The following is a 20,498-nucleotide window of genomic DNA, read 5'->3' as shown; positions in this document are numbered from 1 at the left end:
GAGTAGGAAAGAGTCGCGATGTCGAACGTCGGCAAGGCACGTACCGCTGAAGAGATCCAGAAGGACTGGGACACCAATCCCCGCTGGAAGGGCGTCACCCGCAACTACACCGCGGAGCAGGTCGCCGAGCTCCAGGGCACCGTGGTCGAGGACCACACCCTCGCCCGTCGTGGTGCGGAGATCCTCTGGGAGAAGGTCAACACCAAGGACTTCGTCAACTCCCTCGGCGCGCTGACCGGCAACCAGGCCGTGCAGCAGATCCGCGCGGGACTCGAGGCCGTCTACCTCTCCGGCTGGCAGGTCGCCGGCGACGCCAACCTCTCGGGCCACACCTACCCGGACCAGTCGCTGTACCCGGCCAACTCGGTCCCGACCGTCGTCCGTCGAATCAACAACGCCCTACTGCGCGCCGACGAGATCGCCCGCATCGAGGGTGACACCTCGGTCGAGAACTGGCTCGCCCCGATCGTCGCGGACGCCGAGGCCGGCTTCGGCGGCGCCCTGAACGCCTACGAGCTGCAGAAGGCCATGATCGCGGCCGGCGCCGCCGGCGTGCACTGGGAGGACCAGCTGGCCTCCGAGAAGAAGTGCGGCCACCTCGGTGGCAAGGTGCTGATCCCCACCAACCAGCACATCCGCACCCTGACCTCGGCCCGCCTGGCGTCGGACGTCGCGAACGTCCCGTCGGTCATCATCGCCCGCACCGATGCCGAGGCCGCCACCCTGATCACCTCGGACGTCGACGAGCGCGACCGTCCGTTCATCACCGGTGAGCGCACCGCCGAGGGCTTCTACCACGTCAAGAACGGCATCGAGCCCTGCATCGAGCGCGCCAAGGCCTACGCCCCGTTCGCCGACATGATCTGGATGGAGACCGGCACCCCGGATCTCGAGTACGCCAAGAAGTTCGCCGAGGGCGTCAAGTCCGAGTTCCCGGACCAGCTCCTGGCCTACAACTGCTCGCCCTCCTTCAACTGGAAGGCGAACCTGGACGACGACACCATCGCCAAGTTCCAGAAGGAGCTCGGCGCGATGGGCTTCAAGTTCCAGTTCATCACCCTGGCCGGCTTCCACTCGCTCAACTACGGCATGTTCGACCTGGCCTACGGCTACGCCCGCAACCAGATGACGGCCTTCGTCGACCTGCAGCAGCGCGAGTTCAAGGCCGCCGAGGAGCGGGGCTTCACCGCGGTCAAGCACCAGCGCGAGGTCGGCGCCGGCTACTTCGACCTCATCGCCACCACGGTCGACCCCAACACGTCCACCGCGGCGCTGAAGGGCTCCACCGAGGAGGGCCAGTTCCACTGAGATAGTGGACCTGGCCGGTGACTCGATCTGATCGAAGGTCGGCTCGCCCGACATGAGGTGACAACCGGGGGCCGGGCCGTCTCGACGAGGCGGCCCGGCCCCCGGTCGTCTCTCCGCTCGCCCCGCCGCGGACCGGCGGACGGCCCGGCGCGCCCCTTGACGACCCTCCTCCCGAAGGACCCAGGACACCATGAGCAGCAGCCGCGACGCCGCGACGGACGCGGGACGGATCACCCGCGTCGGCGTGGTGGGGGCCGGGCAGATGGGCTCGGGCATCGCCGAGGTCTGCGCCCGCGCCCACGTGGACGTCCTCGTGTGGGAGCCCACCCGCGAGCTCACCACCATCGGCCGCTCGCGGATCCTGCAGTCCCTCGACCGCGGGGTGTCCTCGGGCAAGATCACCGAACGCGAACGCGAACAGGCCGCCCTGCGGCTGCGCTTCACCACCGACCTGGGCGATTTCTGCGACCGCCAACTCGTGATCGAGGCGGTCGTCGAGGACGAGGCCGCCAAGTCCGCCGTGTTCCGGCAGCTCGACGAGGTCATCACCGACCCGGGGGCCGTGCTGGCCACCAACACCTCAGCCATCCCCGTCAGCGCCCTCGGCGGGTGCACCGCCCGCCCCGAACGCGTGCTCGGCATGCACTTCTTCAACCCCGTCCCCGTGCTCCCGCTGGTCGAGCTGGTGAGCACCCCCGAGACCGGCACCGCCGTCCGCGACCGCGCCGAGGCGTTCGCCGAACAGGTCCTCGGCAAGCAGGTCGTGCACTCCGCCGACCACGCCGGCGCCGTGGTCAACGCGCTGCTCGTGCCGTATCTGCTCTCCGCCATCCGGATGGCGGCGTCCGGCCACGCCACCGCCGAGGACATCGACCGGGCCATGGTCCTCGGCTGCGCCCACCCCATGGGGCCGCTCGCCCTGGCCGACCACGTGGGGCTCGACACGGTCAAGCTGATCGCCGAGGCGATGCACGCCGAATTCGGTGAGCCGCTGTACTCGCCGCCACCGCTGCTCGTGAGCATGGTCGAGTCGGGTCGGCTGGGTCGGAAGACGGGCCAGGGGTTCCACAGCTATCCCGCGCCCCGGGCGATGGCCCGCGCCGCGCGCTGAGATGACCTCGTCGTCGTCGCCCCCGTCGGCCGCGCCGTCGCCCCCGTCACCCTCGGCGGTGACCCCGCCGCCGCACCTGGAACCCACGCGCGCCTCGTCGGTCCTGGGTTACCCACGCATCGGGCCGCGCCGCGAGCTCAAACGCGCGCTCGAGCGGTACTGGCACGGCGACGACACCCGCGCCGAGCTGCTCGCCACCGGCCGCCGCCTCCGAGAGGCAACGTGGCACGACCTGGGCGCCAAGGGCCTCACGCAGATCCCCGGCAACACCTTCAGCTTCTACGATCACATCCTCGACGACGCCCTGCTCGTCGGCGCGATCCCCGCCCGCTTCCGCGACCTCACCCGCGACCTCACGCCCGTCGACACGGTCTTCGCCCTGGCCCGCGGCCGCGCCGACGTCCCCCCGCTCGAACTGGTCCCGCTGCAGGGCACCTCCTACCTGTACCGCCAGCCCGAGTTCGACGAGGCCTCCGAGCTGGGGCTTCGGCCGGGCGAGCTGCTCGCCGAGATCGCCCGCGCGCGCGAAGTGGGGCTGGAGATCCGGCCCGTCATCACCGGCCCGGTCTCGCTCCTGCTGCTCGGCAAGGCCTCGCCCGACGCCGCACCGGGGTTCACGCCGCTCGACCTGCTCGACCGGATGCTCGAGCAGTACGAGGCGCTGCTCGGCGTGCTCGAGGAGGCGGGCGTAACGTGCGTGCAGTTCGACGAGCCGTGCATGACGATGGAGCGCACGCCCGCCGAGATCGACCGGCTGCGCGGGGCCTACGACAGGCTCGCCGCGGTACCGGCGAGGCCGCGGATCCTCGTCACCGGCGAGTACGGCGACCTCGGGGACGCGCTGCCCGCGCTCGCGGCCACGGGCGTCGAGGCGATCGGCCTGGACTTGGTCCACGGGCGGCGGACGGCTGCCGAGCTCGCCGCCGTGCCGGGACTGGCCGCCAAGCGCCTCTACGCCGGTGTGGTGGACGGCCAGAACGTCTGGCGCACCGACAAGTTCGCCACGCTCGACTACCTGCGCGAGCTGCGGGCCGTGTTCGCCGACGTGGTGGTGTCGACCTCGTGCACACTGCTGCACGTGCCGTACGACGTGCACGCCGAGACCGACCTGCCGGCCGAGCTCGTGGAGTCGCTGGCCTTCGCCGAACAGAAGGTCGCCGAGGTGGTGTCGCTGGCGCACGCGCTGGAGGACGGCCCCACGCCGCGCTGGCGTCCGCTGCCCGTGCTGCCCAGTGCGCGCCGCGAGGACGTGCGCGCGAGGACCGCGCGGGTGGACGACGACGACAAGGTCCGCGTCCCGTACGCCGAGCGGGCCCCCCGGCAGGCCGGCAGACTGGGTCTGCCGACGCTCCCGACCGCCACCCTCGGCTCGTTCCCGCAGACCGTGCAGATCCGGCGGGCCCGCCGCGACCTGGCCGAGGGGCGGATCGACTACGCCCGGTACTGCGACTACCTGCGGGCGGAGATCGCCTCGGTGATCCGGCTGCAGGAGGACATCGGGCTCGACGTGCTGGTCCACGGCGAGGTCGAGCGGAACGACATGGTGCAGTACTTCGCCGAGCTGCTCGACGGGTTCGCCGCCACCCGCAACGGCTGGGTGCAGTCGTACGGCTCGCGCTGCGTGCGGCCGCCCATCCTCTACGGGGACGTGGCGCGGCCCGCGCCGATGACCGCCGAGTGGACGGGCTACGCGCAGTCGCTCACGGACCGGCCGGTCAAGGGGATGATCACCGGGCCGGTGACGATGCTCGCGCGGTCGTTCTGCCGCACCGACCTCGCGCTGCCCGAGGTCGCCACGCAGCTCGCGCTGGCGGTGCGCGACGAGGTGGCCGATCTCGAGGCGGCCGGCACGGCCATCATCCAGATCGACGAGCCGGCCATCCGCGAACTGCTGCCGCGGCGCGGTGCCGACCGACGCGCCTACCTCGACTGGGCGGTGGACACCTTCCGCCTGGCCTCCGCCGGCGCGCGGCCCGACACGCAGATCCACACCCACATGACGTACTCGTCGCTGCAGGTGATGACCGAGGCGATCGAGGAGCTCGACGCCGACGTCACCAACATCGTGGCCACCCGCTCGATCGAGTGGGTGCTGGACGCCCTGACCGACCACACCCTGACCCGGCAGGTCGCGCCCGGCGTATACGAGTCGCGGTCCGGGTTCGTGCCGGACATCGACCTGCTGCACGAACGGCTGCTGCGCGCGGTGGACGCCGTGGGGGTGGAGAGGCTGTGGGCGGTGCCCGACGGCGGGCTCAAGAGCCGCTACACGTGGCAGCTGGAGCCCAGCCTGCGGAACCTGGTCACCGCGGCCCGTCGGATCCGACGGGCGGTTGCCCGGCAGGGGCCGGGATCTAATAAGATCGGGGCAGAGCAAGTCCCGGGACACGCGCCCGGGATCGGTAGTTGACGAAAGAGGACGACATCATGGCCGATCAGACGCTCGAGCACACTGGTGCCGCCATCGTCGAAGAGTACTACCCGGACTACGCGACGAAGGTCGCCCCCACCTACCCGCTGTACTCGACCGAGATCTACGCCGGTGCCGCCATCATCCTGCTGAGCATGAGCATGCTGGGTCTGCCCATCACCGCCATCGGCTACTACACGCAGGACGCCGGCGTCTCGCTCGGCATGGCGGTCGCCGCGGTCGTGGCCACCACCGTCGTGTTCCTCATCGGACTGCTCGTCTGCATGCACGGCTTCCGCAAGTACGGCCGCGAGGACTCACACTGACGCTCGACCCGGTGGTCGCCGCCGGGGGACCCGCGCTCAAGGCGGGTGACCCGGCGACCGACGCCGAGCGGAGGTCCGCCCTCCGTCGCATGAAACTGGTCGCGACGGGGTTCCTCGTCGTGGCCGGGGTGATCTACCTCGTCGCCGAATACGCGCTGCACAACGGCGCTCCCTCCTGGGTGGGATACGTGCGCGCCGCCGCCGAGGCCGGGATGATCGGCGGCCTGGCCGACTGGTTCGCCGTCACCGCCCTGTTCCGCCACCCCCTGGGCATCCCCATCCCGCACACCGCGCTCATCCGCCGCAAGAAGGACCAGCTGGGCACCTCGCTCGGCGGGTTCGTGGGGGAGAACTTCCTCGACCCCGAGATGGTGAGCGAGAAGGTCCGCGGCGCCCGCATCCCCGAGCGCGCCGGCGAGTGGCTCGCCGAGCCCGACAACCGCGCACTGGCCTCCGACCAGGCCGCCAAGGCCATCCGCTCGGTCCTGGCGGTGCTGCGCGACGACGACGCCGTCGCGATCATCGAACGCACCATCGTGGCCCGGATCGCCGAGCCCGAGTGGGGCCCGCCCGCCGGACGCATCCTCGCCGAACTCCTCGACGAGGGCCGCCACCTGCCGCTGCTCGACCTCATGGCCGACCGGGCCCACGAATGGGTCGAGGCCCACCCGGAGACGATCGACCGCTGGGTCCGCGAGAAGGCCCCCACCTGGGCCCCGCAGTTCGTCAACGAACTGCTCTCCGACCGCGCCTACCGTGAACTGCGCGAGTGGACGTGGCAGATCAAGGTCGACAAGCAGCACGCCGTGCGCCTGGCACTGATCGGGTTCGTCGAGGACTTCGCCCGCGACCTGCAGCACGACCCGTCCACCATGGCCAAGCTCGAGTCGTTCAAGCACGAGGTCATGAACCGCGAGGAGGTGCGCCGCGCCGCCGGGTCGGCGTGGTCGGCCGCCAAGCGGATGATCGTCGAGGCCACCGAGGACACCTCCTCCACGCTGCGGGTCAAGATCGACGACCTCCTGCGCCGCCTGGCCGGGATGCTCGTGGGGGACGAGCGGATGCGCTCCCGCCTCGACGACTACATGACCCGCACGGCGCGCTTCGTCGCCGAGAACTACGCCGGCGAGGTCACCTCGATCATCTCCGACACCGTCGAACGCTGGGACGCCGACGAGGCCTCCGACAAGATCGAGCTGCTCGCCGGCAAGGACCTGCAGTTCATCCGCATCAACGGCACGGTCGTGGGGGCCCTCGCCGGGCTCGCGATCCACGCCGCCACCGAGCTGCTCTTCTGACCTTCCGTGTGACCCACCCCACGAATTCGTCGTACACATAGCGCTTGCTGGAGTTAGCACGCGTTGCTAGCGTTGGGGGCAGCCGAGGAGAGACGAACGGCTTGGCCGCAACGGCGGAGGGAGGTGACTCCATGGCCGCACACGATGGTGCTGACCGCGGCGGACCCGCGCACGACGTCACGGGATCCGGCGGATCGGCCGACGAGCCGACAGCAGCCACCCTCGCACGCCGGAACAAGCCGACGGGTGAGGTGCCGCGTCACACGGATGTCACCGCACTCGTCGACGGCGACCGGCGTTCCTCCGACTCGCAGGACATCGGGTCGTTCATCCGCGCCCAGCGGGAGGCCGCCCAGGTGTCCATCCGGCAGCTCGCGGAGCGTGCCGGCGTCTCCAACCCGTATCTGAGCCAGATCGAACGCGGGCTGCGCAAGCCGTCCGCCGAGGTACTGGGCCAGATCGCCCGAGGTCTGAGGCTGTCCGCGGAGGTGCTCTACGCCCGCGCCGGGATCCTCGAACTCAAGCAGGGGAGCCCGGTGAGGGACGCGATCCTCACCGCCCCGGACCTCACAGAGCGACAGAGGGAGGTGCTCGTGGAGATCTACGAGTCGTTCCTGGCGAACAATGCGACCGCAGCCGACCAGGTCGTCGACGTCCCCTGACCCGGGGTCTGCCGACGGCGGCCCGCCGGGCCACGTGACACCGCAGATGAGAACACCGCACGACACGAACGAGGAGTCGACATGAGCAAGAAGACGACCGGCAAGAAGTCCACATCCAGGCCCGCGGAGACCCCCGCCGGCGCCTCCCGGGAACCCGCCGTCGGCGGCCCGCTCGGCCAGGCGATCGCCGCCGTCCGGACCCCGGTCTACGCCTACGTCGGGGCCAACGACCTCGCGATCCAGGCGGTCTCCGGGCTCGTGAACGACCTGCGCCGTCGCGCCGAGGACGCCGTCTCCGACGCCCAGTCCAAGGTCACCGAGCGCGTCTCCGACGTGCAGAACCGCATCACCGAACGCGTGACCGGCGCCCAGGAGCGCGTCAGCGAGGTGCCCGACCGCGTCCAGTCGCTGCCCGCGGAGGTCGAGGAGCTGGTCAACCGCTTCCGCCCCGACGAGCTGCGCAAGGTCGCCGACGCCTACGTGCAGGTGGCCGCCGGGATCTACGGCGGGCTCGCCGCCCGGGGCGAGGACGTCGTGAGCCGGCTCCGCGAGGAGAACCCGCAGCTCGAGGCCGGGCTCGCCCGCGTCAACGAGCAGGTCGCCCGCGCCGCCGACGCGGTCGAGGAGCAGCGAGAGCTGGGCGAGGAGGCCCTCGGCACGGTCGCACGCCAGACCCGGACGATCGGTGTGAAGGCCGCCGGCCGCGTCTCCAAGGCCGCCCGCCAGGCCGCCGAGTCCGCCGGCGACGCCGCCGACACGGCCGCCGAGCGCGTCGACGAGGCGGCGGATCGGGTCGATCAGACCGCCGACAAGGCCGCCGACCGTGTCGACGAGGCCGCCTCCACGGTCTCCGCCGAGGTCGCCCGCAGCACCGCCGAGGTCGAGGCCCGCACGACCCCGGCCAAGACGGCGCCCGCCAAGAAGGCGCCCGCCAAGAAGGCCCCGGCCAAGAAGGCGGCGGCGAAGAAGGCGCCCGCCAAGAAGGCCCCGGCCAAGAGCACGACCACCACGGCGGCCACCACCGCCTCGACCACCGACAAGCCGGTGGCCGCCAAGCCGACGGCCGATGAGTCCGCGGCCGCGAAGGCGGCGGCCAAGACCACCGCGAGCAAGTCCACCGCGAGCAAGTCGACGGCGACCAAGTCCACCGGCGGCAAGTCCACCGCCACCAAGTCGTCGGCGGCCAAGCCCACCGGCACCAAGCCGAGCGACTCGAAGCCGGCCAGCTCGGACTCGGACGCGCCCTCGCCGGTCGAGCTCGCCGACAACGACCCGGCGCTGACCACCGCGGACACGCCGTTGCCGCCCGCCGGCACCGATCGCCCCTGACGCCGATAGGCACACGCGCCCGGTCGCGATAGTCATCGCCCGCCCCGGCCCGCTCCCTCGGGAGTCGGCCGGGGCGTCGCTCGTTCGGATGGGCGTGAACATCGCCACGTGGTCGTGTCCGACCCGGCCACTACACTGGGACCCGTGATTGACACGCTTACCGGCACGTGGGGAACTGTCCAGCTCATCATCCAGGGCGCGCTCGTCGTGTGGGCGCTGGTCGGGCTCGTGCTGGCCGCGCTGCCGCCCGCCTCGGCCTACTCCGTCGAGGGGAAGTGGCCGAAGCCGGCCTGGATCGCCATCTGTGCCGTCGCCGCCCTGCTCTTCGCCATCCGGCCGCTCGGCTTCCTCGGCATCATCGCGATGGTCGCCGTGGGCGTGTTCTTCGCCGACGTGCGTCCCGCGGTCGGCGGTCGACGCAGGTGAAGACGCCGGAGGCCGGGCCGCTGCAGCGGATCGAGGAACTGGCCGAGGACTCCGGCACCACCGTGCGCAACATCCGCGTCTACCAGGAGCGCGGTCTGCTGCCCCCGCCCGTTCGCCGCGGACGCACCGCCTTCTACGGGCCGGACCACAAGCGGCGGCTCGCGCAGATCCTACGTCTCCTCGACCGCGGCTACACCTTCGCCACCATCGAGGAGCTGTTCATCGCCGAGCGGCACGGCTTCACGCTCACGGAATTGCTCGAGCTGGAAGCCGTCCGGCCCACACGCCGCTCCAACGGCGGACGCCGGCGCCTGCCGCGAGGGGGAGTGGACGCGGTCGCCGGGTTCGAACTACCGGAGCACCTGCTCGACCGGGGCGAGTCGATCGGCCTGGTCAGCGATTCGGCCGCGGCGGACCACTTCTTCGCCGACCGCTACATGCTGGAGCTGTTCCGCGAGCTGATCGTGCTCGGGGTCGGCCAGGAGGGGATCGACAAGATCGGCCACCAGTTCATGGGCGGGCAGAGCACCGCGGCCGAGGCGATCGATGTGCTCGTGCAGACCATGAGGGACGCCGGGATGGACCAGTCGACCATCGTCAGGCGGGTGACCGGCATCCTGCCGCGCGCCGGCGCGGCCGCCCGACTCATCTTCCTGTCCGCCGCCCAGACGCTTCTCGCCGACAGGCACGGCTTCCCCAGGAGCTGAGCGACACGAGCCCCGATCGGTCGGCCTAGGTGAACACGACGGTCCGGGCACCGTGCACCAGGACCCGGTCCTCCAGGTGCCAGCGCAGGCCGCGGGCCAGCACCAGCTTCTCCGCGTCGCGGCCCTGCCGCACCATGTCCTTCACCGTCGCCGTGTGGTCCACCCGGATGACGTCCTGCTCGATGATCGGCCCCTCGTCGAGGTCGGCCGTCACGTAGTGGCACGTCGCGCCGATGAGCTTCACACCCCGCACGTGCGCCTGGTGGTACGGGCGGGCGCCGACGAAGCTGGGCAGGAAGCTGTGGTGGATGTTGATCGCTCGGCCGGCCCACCGTGTGCACAGGTCGTCCGGCAGGACCTGCATGAAACGGGCCAGGACGATCGCGTGCGGGTCGATGTCGTCGATGAGTCCCGCGACCTGCTCGAACGCCGGGCCCCGCTCGGCGGGGTCGGCCGGGAACGGCACGTGGTGGAACGGCACTCCGTGCGCCTCGGCCATTCCCCGCAGGGTGTCGTGGTTGCCGACCACCGCGCGGATGCGGGCGGGGTAGTCACCGCCCTCGACCCGTCCCAGCAGGTCGTGGAGGCAGTGGCCCTCCTTGGACACGAGGATGACGACGTCCTTCGGCTCGGACGAGTCGGAGATCTGCCAGTCGGCCTCCGGTCCCAGCTCGCCGGCCACCCGCTCGAAGCGACGGCGGAGTTCGTCGATCTCCATGCCGATCGATTCGGCGTCGACGGACTGGCGGGTAAAGAACCAGCCGGTGTCCTCGTCCGCGTGGTACGCCGCCTCCATGATGGTCCCGCCCAGTTCGGCGAGAAAGGTGGCGATCCGGGCGACGATACCGATGCGGTCGGGGCAGCCCAGCGTGAGGACGAAGCGTCGTGACATGGGTGTCCATTGTGCCACCAGGGGCATCGGCCGCTCCCGCTAGGCTGGCCTGCATGGACGCCACTCCGACCGCTCAGCTCACCCGCGCCCGCGTCGCCTCGATGATCGACCACACCCTGCTCTCCCCCGACGCGTCCCGCGAGGACGTACAGGCCTGCCTCGACGAGGCCCGCGAGCTGGGCGTCAAGGCCGTGTGCGTGAGCCCGGCGATGCTGCCGGTGCGGCCCGACCAGCAGATCGTCGCCACGGTCGCGGGTTTCCCGTCCGGCAAGCACCACTCGCTGGTCAAGGCCATGGAGGGCCGGCTCGCGGTGGACCAGGGCGCCCGTGAGGTGGACATGGTGATCGATGTGGGCGCCGCCATCGCGGGCCTCGTCGACGAGGTGATGGCCGACGTGCTGGCGATGCGGGATGCCGTGCCGCCGCCGGTGGTGATCAAGGTGATCCTCGAGACCGCCGCCATCCACAAGGCGCTGGGCGATGAGGCGGGGGACGAGCGGATCGAGGCCCTGTGCCACGCCGTCGCGCGCGCGGGCGCCGACTTCGTCAAGACCTCCACCGGCTTCCACCCCGCCGGCGGCGCGAGCGTGCGCGCGGTCGAGGCGATGCACCGCGCGGTGGGCGGGAAGCTGGGCATCAAGGCGTCCGGCGGGATCCGCGACGCCGACACCGCCCGCGCGATGATCGCCGCCGGCGCCACCCGGCTCGGCCTCAGCGGCAGCCGCGCGGTGCTGGAGGGCTTCTCCGAGTAGCTTCCGGCGGCCGGCCTGCTCTCCCGCTCGAGCAAGCGAGGGACGGGCGGGTCCGGGGTACGAGGAGTACGTGCGGATCCTGTCGTGACCTCCGTATGCGGGGCGGAGCGTCTCCGCGGGCGCCTCTGGTGCGTCCGCTCGTGTGGTTGTAGCCCGGCCCACGCTTACGTAGCCTCGGCCGCAACGAGCGAGATGCCCTGGCGACGGACCGATGCGGGCCGCCAGACCCCGACCCGTACGGAGTGAGTGATGACGAGATCCGACAGAATCGCCACCCGACCGACGCCCTCACTCCGGGCATCACAGTGCTGCGATTCCGGCGGCCGATCCGGTAAAGCCGGATGACGACGTCGACTATGGCCAACCACGCCGCATCCGTCGATCCTGCGGTCCGCCCCGGTCAGAGGAGATGCCGATGCTCCTCGTGATCATGCTGGGCCTCCTGGCCGCCGCCACCGCAGCGCTGCCGTTCCTCGACCGTGTCTGGGGCCGGTCGGCGGGCTGGGCCGTCGCCGCGCTCTTCACCGCGCTGACCGGTGCGGTGCTGGCGGTGAGCCCGGCGATCGTGCGGGGCGAACCCGTGAGCTTCCGCGTGGAGTGGATCCCGGACCTCGGGGTCGACTTCGCGCTGCGCCTCGACGGTCTGGCGCTCATGTTCTCGCTGATGGTCCTGGTGATCGGCGCCCTGGTGAAGATCTACGGTACCAGCTACTTCCCGGAGGGGCGGCAGGGCGGCGTCTATGCGGTGATGACGCTGTTCGCCCTGGGCATGTTGGGCGTGGTGTTGGCCGACGACATCCTGCTGCTGTACCTGTTCTGGGAACTCACCACGATCTGTTCATTCCTGTTGATCGGGCGAGAGGGCAGTTCGGCCGCAGGACCCGCGATGCGAACGGTGATCGTCACGGCCGCCGGCGGGATGTGCCTGCTGGCGGCGGTGGCCGTGCTGTGGTCCGCCACCGGCACGACCGACCTGACGGCGATCCTCACCGACACGTCCTGGGCGAGCGGCGGGACGGGAACCGCCGTGGCGTTGTTGCTCGTCGCGGCGGCGGTGACCAAGTCGGCGCAGTTCCCGTTCCATTTCTGGCTGCCGGACGCGATGGAGGCCAGTACTCCGGTCAGTGCGTACCTCCACGCGGCGACGATGGTCAAGGCCGGGGTCTTCCTGCTGCTGCGCTTCAGCCCCGCGTTCGCCGAGAACCCGTTGTGGCAGATCCTTCTGATCGGATTCGGGCTCGTCACCGCACTGTACGCCGCGGTCATCGCCGTGACCCGCGACGATCTGAAGGAACTCCTCGCCTACTCCACGATCAGCCAGCTCGGGTTGATCATCGCCGCGATCGGAGTCGGCAGCCCGTCGGCGCTCATCGCTGCGGCCGTGCACACGCTCGCGCACTCCCTGTTCAAAGCGGCGCTGTTCATGGTGGTGGGGATCGTCGATCACGAGGCGGGAGCCAAGTCGTTGAGCGAGGTGCGCGGGATGGGCAGGCGGTTGCCGGTCACCGCGGGTGCCGCCGTGCTCGGGGCGACCTCGTTGGCGGGCATCCCGCCGCTGATGGGCTTCGTTTCCAAGGAGAAGATCTTCGCCGCGTTCGCCCACGCCTCGCTCCCCGCACCGTGGATCATCCTGACCGGTGGGGTCGCCGTCCTCACCAGTGCGTTGACCGTCGCCTACGCGTTCCGGTTCACGGCGGCCTTCTACGGGCCGGTCCGGTCGGCGACGGACGAACCCCGCGAGGGTGGCCCCGCCTTCCTGGCCGGGCCGGTACTGCTGGCCGTAGGCGGGCTCGCGCTCGGGGTGGGCGTGAGTTCGTTGACGCCGCTGTTCGAGGAGATCGGTGCCGACACCTCGGGGGAGCGGAAGGACCCGGAGCTGGCGCTGTGGCACGGGTTCAACGCCGAGCTGTGGATGTCAGTGGCGGCGCTCGCGCTCGGCGCGGTGCTGATCCTGCTGCGGCGGTCGGTCCATCACGTGCTCGCGATGCGGCGGGCACCGGTGACCGGCAGCGGCGTCTTCGATGACGCGTACCACGGGCTGATCAGAGCGGGCAAAGCCGTCGGAGGGTGGACGTCCAGCTACCAGCCCACCCGGCATGTGGCGGCCCCGGTGGTCGTACTGGTGGCGCTCGCGGTGGTCGCGACCTGGCTACCGTGGGACGCGGCCGAGCGGGTCGCCACCTCGGAGCCGCGGGACTGGACATTGCTCGCACTCGTCGTCGTCACCGTCGTCGGCAGCGTCCTCGCCCGGGCCCGGCTGGCGGTCCTCGGTCTGATCGGCGTCGCCGGTCTCGTCGTCGCGCTGTGGTTCTTCGTCCTCGGCGCGCCCCAGCTCGCGCTGGCTCAGATCCTGGTCGAGGTGCTCACCACCGTCATCGCGGCGGTGGCGCTGATCCGCATGCCGCGCGATTTCGCCCCCGTCACGCGTCGGCGACGGGTCGGGCTCGGCGCCATCGCCGTCGCGGGCGGTGTGATCGCCGCGCTGGCGGCGTTCTTCCTGACAGGACGCCGGGACCGCTCCGACGTCGGCGAGTGGTTCCTGGAAAACTCCGAGCAGGAGACCGGCGGCACCAACGTGGTCAGCACCATCCTCGTCGACTTCCGTGCGCTGGACACTCTCGGGGAGTTGGTGGTCCTCGCCGTCGCCGGCCTGGCGGTCGCGGTCGTGACCTCGCGCCGCGGCGCGCCCGCCGCGGAGGCGAGCCCGGAGCACGTCCCGGCCCACGAGGTGCCGTTGGACGACAGCGGACCGGCCGATTACAAAGCCGAAGCCACTCTGACCGACCAGGCCGAGGACAACACGCTGATCCCGCGGGTGGTAGGGCTGGCCATCGGCCCGGTGCTGGGCCTGCTCTCCGGTTATCTGCTGCTCCGCGGGCACAGCATGACGGGCGACGGGTTCACCGCCGGGCTGGTGGCCTCGATGGGGGCGGTGCTCGTCTACCTCAGTGCTCCCGAGGCGCGGCACGCGCGTCTGCGTATCGCCTACCCGCTGCTGATCGTCGCGGGCGTGGTGCTGCCGATCATTGCCGGTGCCCTGGGCTTTCTCCGGGGCTCGTTCCTCCACCCGCTGCACACGAAAATCGAGGCGCTCGATTACACCCTGTCCACGGTTCTCGTCTTCGAGGTCGGCATCGTGCTCGTGGTGGTGGGCACAGTGGTCGCCTCGCTCCGCAACCTGGGCATGCCGAATCCCGGCACCGAGGTCCCGGACCCGGGCGAGCAGGTCGACGAGATCGTCCGGGAACAGCAGACGACCGAGAGAGGTGGGTGAGCGATGGCTCTGTCCCTGGCGATCGGCGTCCTGACCGCCGGCGGCCTGTATCTGATGCTCCAGCGCGAGATGGTGCGTATCGTTTTCGGCTTCCTGCTCCTCAGCCACGCCTTCAATCTGATCCTCATCGCCGCCGGGGTCACCGACTACCGCCTGACTCCGATCGTCGGTATCGGTGATCCGGCCGCGACGGCCGATCCACTGCCGCAGGCCTTCGTGCTGACCGCCATCGTCATCGCGGTGGCCACGGCCATCTTCATGCTCGCCCTGGTGGTCGCCGGGCAGCGGGCCGATCCGGTCGACGACGCCGACCGGACGGACACCTCCGATCGGAAGCAGGAGGCGCGCGCGCAGGAGGCGGACGAGGCCGAGGCCGAGATCAAGGGCACGAGCGACAGCGGCACCGAGCTCGACGGCGGGCCTGACGACGAGCGGAGCTCCGAATGACCGGCATCCTGCTCCCGCTGGTCGTCGTCGCGCCGATGCTCAGCGGAGTCACCGGAGTCCTCGTCCGGGACCGACGCATCGTGTCGGCGTGGCTGCTCCTGGTCACCTCGGTGCTCATGCTGGTGGTCGGCATCGGACTGACCGCCGCGGTGGCGCGGCAGGGTGTCATCGTCCATGAGGTCGGCTTGTGGCCGGCGGGCATCGCCATCCCGCTGGTCGCGGACATGTTCAGCTCCCTGATGATCACCACGTCGGCGCTCGTCATCCTGATGTGTGCCGTCTTCGCGGTCGCCTCGGGGGAGAGCGCGCGGCCCATGTTCGCGCCGTTCCTGCTGATCCTGTCCGCCGGCACCTACGGCGCCCTCCTCACGGGGGACATCTTCAACCTGTTCGTCTTCATCGAGGTCATGCTCATGCCCTCGTACGCACTGCTCGCGATGTTCGAGCCACAGCGCGAACCAGCGGCCGGACGACTGTTCCTGATCACCAACCTGCTCGCGTCCATGCTGCTGCTGTGCGGGGTGGCGCTGGTGTACGGATCTGCGGAAACCACGAATCTGGGCGTCCTCGCCGGCGCTGCCCGAGAATCCCCGGACGTCGCGATCGGGGCCGGGGTGATCCTGGTGGCTCTGTCGCTGAAGGCGTCGGTGGTGCCGATGCACGGGTGGCTCGCGCAGACCTACCCGTTCACCTCTCCGGCGATCACCGCGGTGTTCTCCGGACTGCACACGAAGGTCGCGATCTACGCCATCTATCGGATCTACGCCGTGGTGTTCGACGGCGACGAGCGCTTTCTCACGCTCCTCCTCGTGGTCATGACGGCGACCATGGTGATCGGCGTGCTCGCCGCCCTCGGGCAGAACCGCGGGCGCTCGATCCTGTCCTTCCACATGGTCAGCCAGATCGGGTACATCCTGCTCGGGGTTGCTCTGTTCGGCGAGTTGGGGCTGGCCGCCGGGATCTTCTACATGATCCACAACATCGTGGTGAAGACCTCGCTGTTCCTCACCGTCGGAGCGGTCGAGACCCGGTACGGAACGGACGACATCCGGCTCGTCACCGGTCTGGCCCGAACAGAGTCGGCGGCCGCTATCGCCTTCGTCGTGGCGGCGTTGTCGCTGGCCGGACTGCCACCGTCCTCCGGGTTCGTGGCCAAGTTCCTCATCGTCAGCGCCGCCGTGGAGGAGCACCGGTATCTGGTCGCGGGCATCGCCGTGGCGGTCAGCCTCTTCACCCTGCTGTCCATGATGAAGATATGGAACGGCATGTTCTGGCGCTCGGAACGGCACGAGCCCGAGGGGGAGAAGAACGAACCGGTGCGCGTCGAGACCCGTATCAGCGGTGCGCTGGTGGCCCCGGGGCTGACTCTCGCCCTGGTGACCATCGGCCTCGGCCTGGGTGCGCAGTTCCTGCTGTCCCTGAGTGGCACAGCGGCGAGCGGGCTCGTGGACACCGGTGCGTACGTCGGGGCGGTGACGGGTCGATGAGGGGCCTTCTCTTCCGCACGTGGCACACGCTCGTGCTCGTCGGTTTCGTGCTGTGGCGATTGACGGCGGACTCCGTCAAGTTGGTGGCGGCCCTGGTGAACCCGCGGCACCGGTTCGCCCCGTACCTGGTGGAGGTACCGCTGCGGTGTCGAACGGATCGGTCCGTCGCCGTGCTGGCGAGCCTGGTCGCGCTGTCCTCCCCGCGGCAGGTCAGCGTGGGTGTGGAGACCGAGCCGCGACGGATGCTGGTGTACATGCTGGATGCCGCCGACGCCGCCACGGTGCGTCGGGACGCGGCCCGGCTGGAGACGCTGTTCCTGCGGGCGATCGGATCACCCGCTCGTGTCGAGGAACCACCGGAGGTGACGGAGTAATGGAACTGGCCGTGTTGGTGGTGCTGACGATCGTGCTGGTGCTGGCTGTCGTGCGGCTCCTGCTCGTCCGGGACATCGGCTCGCAGGCGATGATTCTCGAGTTCGGCTTCATGACGTTCATCGCGCTGCTCGTGACCCTGGGCAGTGCGCTACGTACCGGCGTTCTGTTCGACCTTCTGCTGGTCGCCTCCGTGGTCGGCTTCCTGTTCACGATCGGCCTGGCGCGTCTGCAGACGAGGGGGCGACGGTGATGGTGACCGACGCGATCGCGTGGCTCTTCCTGATCGCCGCGCTGATCATCTTCCTGTCCTCCGCGATCGGGATCTTCCGGGTGCACTCGCCGTACGAACTCCTCACGATCGTGACGTTGGTGGCCACGGCGGGGCTGGCCTGCGCCATTCTCTCGGCGATCTTCTTCCAGCCCAGCCCGGCCAACATCCTCAAAGGCCTCGCGGCCCTCGTCCTGCAACTCATCACGACGAGTGTGGGCAGCTCTGTCGCGGGGCGCGCTCTGCACCTGCGGGACAGCCCGGTGCGGACGGCGTCGGAGCAGCGGGAGATGGGACCCGGGGCCGATCCGGTCGAGGACTTCTGAGCGCGGCCGCCCGCCGGACGTGTCAGGCGGTGGTGAGCACCATCTTCCCTGTGGTGCGGCCCGTCTCACCCCGACGGTGCGCCTCGGCGGCCTGTTCGAGCGGGAAGACCTCCGAGGTCGTCGCCCGCAGCGATCCCTGCTCGACGAGGTCGGTGATCGAGACGAGGTCGTGGCGCGAGGCGTCGACCAGCATCCGGACCGCCCGCACCCCGAGCTGCTCGGCCTCGCGGTAGAGGTCGTCCGAGCCGACGGGCAGGATCGACACGACGATCCCGCCGGGCCGTAACGTGCGCAGCGACGCCAGCGAGGTGTCGCCGCCGATGGTGTCGAGCACGGCGTCGACGTCCGAGACGGCCTCCGCGATGTCCACCTCGCGGTAGTCGATCGGCTCGTCCACGCCGATCTCCCGCAGGAAGTCGTGTTTCTCCGAGCTGGCGGTGCCGATGACGTGAGCGCCGCGGGCCTTGGCGATCTGCACGGCCACGTGCCCGACGCCGCCGGCGGCCGCGTGGATCACCACACGCTGACCCGGCTGGATATCGGCGTTCTCGACGAGCGCCTGCCACGCGGTGAGCGACACCAGCGGGAGTGCGGCGGCCTGCACGTGGTCGAGCGAGGCCGGCTTGGGTGCGAACCAGGCGGCGGGGGCGGTGACGTACTCGGCGTGGGCGCCGTGGCCGAACGGGTACGAGAGCATGCCGAACACCTCGTCGCCGGGGGAGAACCGCGCGACGCCGATCCCGACCTCCTCGACCACTCCCGAGAGGTCCCAGCCGAGGACGAACGGCGGCTCGCCGATGAACCCGCCGGTGGCGCGGTGCTTCCAGTCGGTGGGGTTGACGCTGGCGGCCTCGACGCGGATGAGGACCTCGTTGGTCCGCGGCGTGGGGCGGGGGAGGTCGACGACGGCGAGGACGTCCGGCTCACCGAGAGTCTGCTGCTGCACGGCACGCATGGTGGCTTCGTTGGTCATGGTCTCCAGGGTGGCAGAACACGGCGTCCGCCGCCCGGCTCGTCCCGCCCGCCGCTCGGCCTGACGGCGAGGGGCCGCGGTCGCTACAGCGTGTGCAACTCGACGTCGCCCAGCGCGCCCTCGGCGATGGTGGCGGTCATGTACGTGTGGTGCGGCTGGCGCCGGCGGTCGGTGGGCGAGCCCGGGTTGAGCAGCCGCAAACCGCCCTCGCCGGACGCGCCCTCACCGGACGAACCCTTTCCGGACACACGCGGCGCGGTGGTGTCCCACGGGATGTGCGAGTGCCCGAAGACCAGGACGTCGGTGTCGGGGAAGGCCTTGGCCATGCGCCTGTCCCGTCCCGCGGAGGCGCCGGCCTCGTGGGTGACGGCCAGGCGCACGCCGTCGAGCGTCGCGCGGGCCACCTCGGGCAGGCGCTCGCGCAGCTCGGGGCCGTCGTTGTTGCCCCAGCAGGCGATGAGCCGCGCGGAGCGTTCCTCGAGTGCGTCGAGGAGGGCGACGTCCATCCAGTCGCCGGCGTGGATCACCACGTCCGCGGCGTCGACCTCGTCCCACACGCGGGCCGGCAGGTCGCGGGCGCGGGTGGGGACGTGGGTGTCGGAGATGATGAGCAGGCGCATGGGCCCAGTCTGCCGCGCGGGAGCGGGCGTCAGCCGCGGGCCGCGCGGCGGACCGCACCTAGCGGGTCGACTCCAGCACGACGTCGCGGCCGGCCAGGTCCACGGTCATCCCGCCGTCGACCACGCGGACGCCGGTGAGCTCGATCCCCTCGGGCAGGTCGGCCAGCGCGGAGTCCATCATCGAGACGGTTCCGCCCAGGATCTCCGAGGGCAGCTGGAACCCGAGGACCGAGGCCTGCTGAGGATCCATCTCGAGGTTTCCGTCGATGAGTCGCGGGGTCACCACCGCCTCGGCGAGCCCGCTGATCGACACGCGCAGGGTGCCGGCGGCGGGGTCGGAGACGATGTCCTGCACCTGGATCAGCCCGCCCAGCAGGCTGTCGCCGGCGCCGCCCGCGCCCTCGGACTGCGCGGCCGCGGCCATGGTCTCGTCGGACACGAACGCGGTGCCGGTGAGCGAGTCGATGCGCGAGGTCTCACCCTCGGACCGCACGCCCTCGGCGGTGATGTCGATCGCCGGGACCGGGCCGGTCGCGCCCTCGGCGGGCGCCCCGTCGGTGGTGATGCGGATCGTGCCGAGCGTGCCGGTGACGTACGACAGCAGGACCGGCTGGGGTCCCAGCTCCACCTCGGGCGTGGAGCCGAGCGTGGTGGTGATCTCCTCGCGGAGGTTGTCCTTGATGGCGCCGCGCATCCCGAACTCCAGGCCCACGGCGCCGGCCACCACCAGCACGATGAGCAGCACGGCGCCGATGACGATCCGGCGGCCCGTCCGACTCCCGCCCCGGGCACCGGCCGGCCCGCCCCCGCCCGGAGGGGGAGCGCCCGCGTCGGCGGGCCGGGCGGCGAACTGCTCGGTGGGAGCGTTCTGCACGCCCGGCTGATCGAAGGCGGGAAGTCGCTGGGTGTCTCTCGGCGGCTGCATCGCTTCCGATTGTCACCGAAAAGGCGTCGGCGTGCAGCACCCACCTCGCCGGGCAGGTGCGTACCGACGGTGGGTCAGCGGGCGGCGGCCCAGCGGTTGAGGTGTCGGTACTCGGCCTCGAACAGCCGGTCCAGGTGCGAGATCACCATCTTCTCGAGCGTGCCGCCGAGCAGCGGCACCGACACCTTGACCTGCCCGGACACCGACTCCTCCGCGGCGCCGTCCCGGTCCACGGCGGTCGCGTCGCCGCTGATGAGCCCGAGCCCGCCCGCCGCCTCGGCGCGCGCGGACCCGGTGAACGTCCGACCGTCGAAGCCCGAGTAGGTGCTGGTGCGCACGATGGTCAGCTCGCCCGGCAGGAACCTGCGGGCCGAGTCGGGGATGTCCTCTTCCGGGATGTGCTGCGTGATGGTCACGCGGATGCTGTCGGCGGAGGAGGCGAAGTCGTCGAGGCTGTCCTTGTCGGTCCCCACCGCCAGGAGTCGCTCGCGCCAGTACTCCTCGCTGCCGTAGGCCGAGTACACGGTCTCGATGGGGGCGTCGATGCGGGCGTTGTGGGAGAAGCGGGTCGCCATGGGGTCC

21 protein-coding genes are annotated in these 20,498 nt (G+C 70.8%); 16 read left to right on the top strand and 5 right to left on the bottom strand.

Annotated features, from left to right (window positions below; genetic code table 11):
• Positions 1 to 18: 18 nt before the first annotated feature.
• From aceA to A6035_RS13655, 9 genes are all read left to right on the top strand, one after another.
• Positions 19 to 1,308 (top strand): isocitrate lyase, encoded by a 1,290-nt coding sequence (gene aceA / locus A6035_RS13695; RefSeq protein WP_108848261.1) that lies wholly within the window; start codon positions 19 to 21, stop codon positions 1,306 to 1,308.
• Positions 1,309 to 1,498: 190 nt separating this feature from the next.
• Positions 1,499 to 2,419, top strand: a complete 921-nt coding sequence (locus tag A6035_RS13690; protein ID WP_108848259.1) for a 3-hydroxybutyryl-CoA dehydrogenase — start codon at positions 1,499 to 1,501, stop codon at positions 2,417 to 2,419.
• Position 2,420: 1 nt separating this feature from the next.
• The gene (gene metE / locus A6035_RS13685; protein WP_235026722.1) at positions 2,421 to 4,829 is read left to right on the top strand and encodes a 5-methyltetrahydropteroyltriglutamate--homocysteine S-methyltransferase; all 2,409 of its coding nucleotides are present in this window, start codon (positions 2,421 to 2,423) and stop codon (positions 4,827 to 4,829) included.
• Positions 4,830 to 4,846: 17 nt separating this feature from the next.
• Positions 4,847 to 5,155 (top strand): hypothetical protein, encoded by a 309-nt coding sequence (locus A6035_RS13680; RefSeq protein ID WP_108848257.1) that lies wholly within the window; start codon positions 4,847 to 4,849, stop codon positions 5,153 to 5,155.
• A gap of 11 nt (positions 5,156 to 5,166) precedes the next feature.
• Positions 5,167 to 6,453: a DUF445 domain-containing protein gene (locus tag A6035_RS13675; RefSeq protein ID WP_200836394.1), complete on the top strand. Its 1,287-nt coding sequence runs from the start codon at positions 5,167 to 5,169 to the stop codon at positions 6,451 to 6,453.
• A gap of 131 nt (positions 6,454 to 6,584) precedes the next feature.
• Positions 6,585 to 7,115: a helix-turn-helix domain-containing protein gene (locus tag A6035_RS13670; protein ID WP_235026721.1), complete on the top strand. Its 531-nt coding sequence runs from the start codon at positions 6,585 to 6,587 to the stop codon at positions 7,113 to 7,115.
• A gap of 81 nt (positions 7,116 to 7,196) precedes the next feature.
• Positions 7,197 to 8,444, top strand: a complete 1,248-nt coding sequence (locus A6035_RS13665) for a hypothetical protein (protein ID WP_108848255.1) — start codon at positions 7,197 to 7,199, stop codon at positions 8,442 to 8,444.
• Positions 8,445 to 8,588: 144 nt separating this feature from the next.
• Positions 8,589 to 8,870 carry a DUF2516 family protein gene (locus tag A6035_RS13660; RefSeq protein ID WP_108848253.1) on the top strand — a complete coding sequence of 94 codons (282 nt, stop codon included), beginning with the start codon at positions 8,589 to 8,591 and terminating at the stop codon, positions 8,868 to 8,870.
• On the top strand, positions 8,867 to 9,577 hold the full coding sequence (locus A6035_RS13655; RefSeq protein ID WP_108848251.1) for a MerR family transcriptional regulator: 711 nt from the start codon (positions 8,867 to 8,869) through the stop codon (positions 9,575 to 9,577). Before A6035_RS13660 ends, A6035_RS13655 begins: the two co-directional genes overlap by 4 nt.
• A 25-nt stretch (positions 9,578 to 9,602) precedes the next feature.
• On the opposite strand, the gene purU is transcribed toward A6035_RS13655, so the two are convergent.
• Positions 9,603 to 10,469 (bottom strand): formyltetrahydrofolate deformylase, encoded by an 867-nt coding sequence (purU, locus tag A6035_RS13650; RefSeq protein ID WP_108848249.1) that lies wholly within the window; start codon positions 10,467 to 10,469, stop codon positions 9,603 to 9,605.
• Between the two features lie 53 nt (positions 10,470 to 10,522).
• Between purU and deoC the strand changes: the two genes are divergently transcribed.
• The 7 genes from deoC (at position 10,523) to A6035_RS13615 (ending at position 17,398) form a co-directional block, all read left to right on the top strand.
• Positions 10,523 to 11,221 carry a deoxyribose-phosphate aldolase gene (deoC, locus tag A6035_RS13645; protein ID WP_108848247.1) on the top strand — a complete coding sequence of 233 codons (699 nt, stop codon included), beginning with the start codon at positions 10,523 to 10,525 and terminating at the stop codon, positions 11,219 to 11,221.
• Positions 11,222 to 11,636: 415 nt separating this feature from the next.
• On the top strand, positions 11,637 to 14,495 hold the full coding sequence (gene mbhE / locus A6035_RS13640) for a hydrogen gas-evolving membrane-bound hydrogenase subunit E (RefSeq protein WP_159149587.1): 2,859 nt from the start codon (positions 11,637 to 11,639) through the stop codon (positions 14,493 to 14,495).
• 3 nt (positions 14,496 to 14,498) lie between these two features.
• Positions 14,499 to 14,942: a sodium:proton antiporter gene (locus tag A6035_RS13635; protein WP_108848243.1), complete on the top strand. Its 444-nt coding sequence runs from the start codon at positions 14,499 to 14,501 to the stop codon at positions 14,940 to 14,942.
• Entirely contained in the window at positions 14,939 to 16,429 is a 1,491-nt protein-coding gene (locus tag A6035_RS13630; RefSeq protein WP_108848241.1) for a monovalent cation/H+ antiporter subunit D family protein, read from the top strand. The genes A6035_RS13635 and A6035_RS13630 overlap by 4 nt, the downstream gene beginning before the upstream one ends.
• A complete protein-coding gene (locus tag A6035_RS13625; protein ID WP_108848239.1) occupies positions 16,426 to 16,803 on the top strand; it encodes a Na+/H+ antiporter subunit E in 378 nt (125 codons plus the stop codon). Before A6035_RS13630 ends, A6035_RS13625 begins: the two co-directional genes overlap by 4 nt.
• A complete protein-coding gene (locus tag A6035_RS13620) occupies positions 16,803 to 17,054 on the top strand; it encodes a monovalent cation/H+ antiporter complex subunit F (protein WP_108848237.1) in 252 nt (83 codons plus the stop codon). Before A6035_RS13625 ends, A6035_RS13620 begins: the two co-directional genes overlap by 1 nt.
• Positions 17,054 to 17,398 (top strand): cation:proton antiporter, encoded by a 345-nt coding sequence (locus A6035_RS13615; protein WP_159149586.1) that lies wholly within the window; start codon positions 17,054 to 17,056, stop codon positions 17,396 to 17,398. The genes A6035_RS13620 and A6035_RS13615 overlap by 1 nt, the downstream gene beginning before the upstream one ends.
• 22 nt (positions 17,399 to 17,420) lie before the next feature.
• On the opposite strand, the gene A6035_RS13610 is transcribed toward A6035_RS13615, so the two are convergent.
• From A6035_RS13610 to A6035_RS13595, 4 genes are all read right to left on the bottom strand, one after another.
• Positions 17,421 to 18,371 (bottom strand): NADP-dependent oxidoreductase, encoded by a 951-nt coding sequence (locus A6035_RS13610; RefSeq protein WP_108848233.1) that lies wholly within the window; start codon positions 18,369 to 18,371, stop codon positions 17,421 to 17,423.
• A gap of 83 nt (positions 18,372 to 18,454) precedes the next feature.
• A complete protein-coding gene (locus tag A6035_RS13605; RefSeq protein WP_108848231.1) occupies positions 18,455 to 18,991 on the bottom strand; it encodes a metallophosphoesterase family protein in 537 nt (178 codons plus the stop codon).
• A gap of 58 nt (positions 18,992 to 19,049) precedes the next feature.
• Positions 19,050 to 19,916: an LmeA family phospholipid-binding protein gene (locus tag A6035_RS13600; RefSeq protein ID WP_108848229.1), complete on the bottom strand. Its 867-nt coding sequence runs from the start codon at positions 19,914 to 19,916 to the stop codon at positions 19,050 to 19,052.
• 74 nt (positions 19,917 to 19,990) lie between these two features.
• Positions 19,991 to 20,491 (bottom strand): DUF2505 domain-containing protein, encoded by a 501-nt coding sequence (locus A6035_RS13595; RefSeq protein ID WP_108848227.1) that lies wholly within the window; start codon positions 20,489 to 20,491, stop codon positions 19,991 to 19,993.
• Positions 20,492 to 20,498: the final 7 nt, after the last annotated feature.

Source organism: Dietzia lutea (assembly GCF_003096075.1).
In the GTDB taxonomy this organism is placed as follows: domain Bacteria; phylum Actinomycetota; class Actinomycetes; order Mycobacteriales; family Mycobacteriaceae; genus Dietzia; species Dietzia lutea.
Note: the sequence above shows the minus strand (reverse complement) of the source record. Positions and strands in the feature narration are given on the sequence as shown.

Bases quoted from the DNA above. Each gene is read 5' to 3' on its own strand.
- aceA (WP_108848261.1), top strand. From the start codon at position 19: ATGTCGAACGTCGGCAAGGCACGTACCGCTGAAGAGATCCAGAAGGAC.
- A6035_RS13690 (WP_108848259.1), top strand. From the start codon at position 1,499: ATGAGCAGCAGCCGCGACGCCGCGACGGACGCGGGACGGATCACCCGC.
- metE (WP_235026722.1), top strand. From the start codon at position 2,421: ATGACCTCGTCGTCGTCGCCCCCGTCGGCCGCGCCGTCGCCCCCGTCA.
- A6035_RS13680 (WP_108848257.1), top strand. From the start codon at position 4,847: ATGGCCGATCAGACGCTCGAGCACACTGGTGCCGCCATCGTCGAAGAG.
- A6035_RS13670 (WP_235026721.1), top strand. From the start codon at position 6,585: ATGGCCGCACACGATGGTGCTGACCGCGGCGGACCCGCGCACGACGTC.
- A6035_RS13665 (WP_108848255.1), top strand. From the start codon at position 7,197: ATGAGCAAGAAGACGACCGGCAAGAAGTCCACATCCAGGCCCGCGGAG.
- purU (WP_108848249.1), bottom strand. From the start codon at position 10,469: ATGTCACGACGCTTCGTCCTCACGCTGGGCTGCCCCGACCGCATCGGT.
- deoC (WP_108848247.1), top strand. From the start codon at position 10,523: ATGGACGCCACTCCGACCGCTCAGCTCACCCGCGCCCGCGTCGCCTCG.
- mbhE (WP_159149587.1), top strand. From the start codon at position 11,637: ATGCTCCTCGTGATCATGCTGGGCCTCCTGGCCGCCGCCACCGCAGCG.
- A6035_RS13635 (WP_108848243.1), top strand. From the start codon at position 14,499: ATGGCTCTGTCCCTGGCGATCGGCGTCCTGACCGCCGGCGGCCTGTAT.
- A6035_RS13630 (WP_108848241.1), top strand. From the start codon at position 14,939: ATGACCGGCATCCTGCTCCCGCTGGTCGTCGTCGCGCCGATGCTCAGC.
- A6035_RS13625 (WP_108848239.1), top strand. From the start codon at position 16,426: ATGAGGGGCCTTCTCTTCCGCACGTGGCACACGCTCGTGCTCGTCGGT.
- A6035_RS13620 (WP_108848237.1), top strand. From the start codon at position 16,803: ATGGAACTGGCCGTGTTGGTGGTGCTGACGATCGTGCTGGTGCTGGCT.
- A6035_RS13615 (WP_159149586.1), top strand. From the start codon at position 17,054: ATGGTGACCGACGCGATCGCGTGGCTCTTCCTGATCGCCGCGCTGATC.
- A6035_RS13610 (WP_108848233.1), bottom strand. From the start codon at position 18,371: ATGACCAACGAAGCCACCATGCGTGCCGTGCAGCAGCAGACTCTCGGT.
- A6035_RS13605 (WP_108848231.1), bottom strand. From the start codon at position 18,991: ATGCGCCTGCTCATCATCTCCGACACCCACGTCCCCACCCGCGCCCGC.
- A6035_RS13600 (WP_108848229.1), bottom strand. From the start codon at position 19,916: ATGCAGCCGCCGAGAGACACCCAGCGACTTCCCGCCTTCGATCAGCCG.
- A6035_RS13595 (WP_108848227.1), bottom strand. From the start codon at position 20,491: ATGGCGACCCGCTTCTCCCACAACGCCCGCATCGACGCCCCCATCGAG.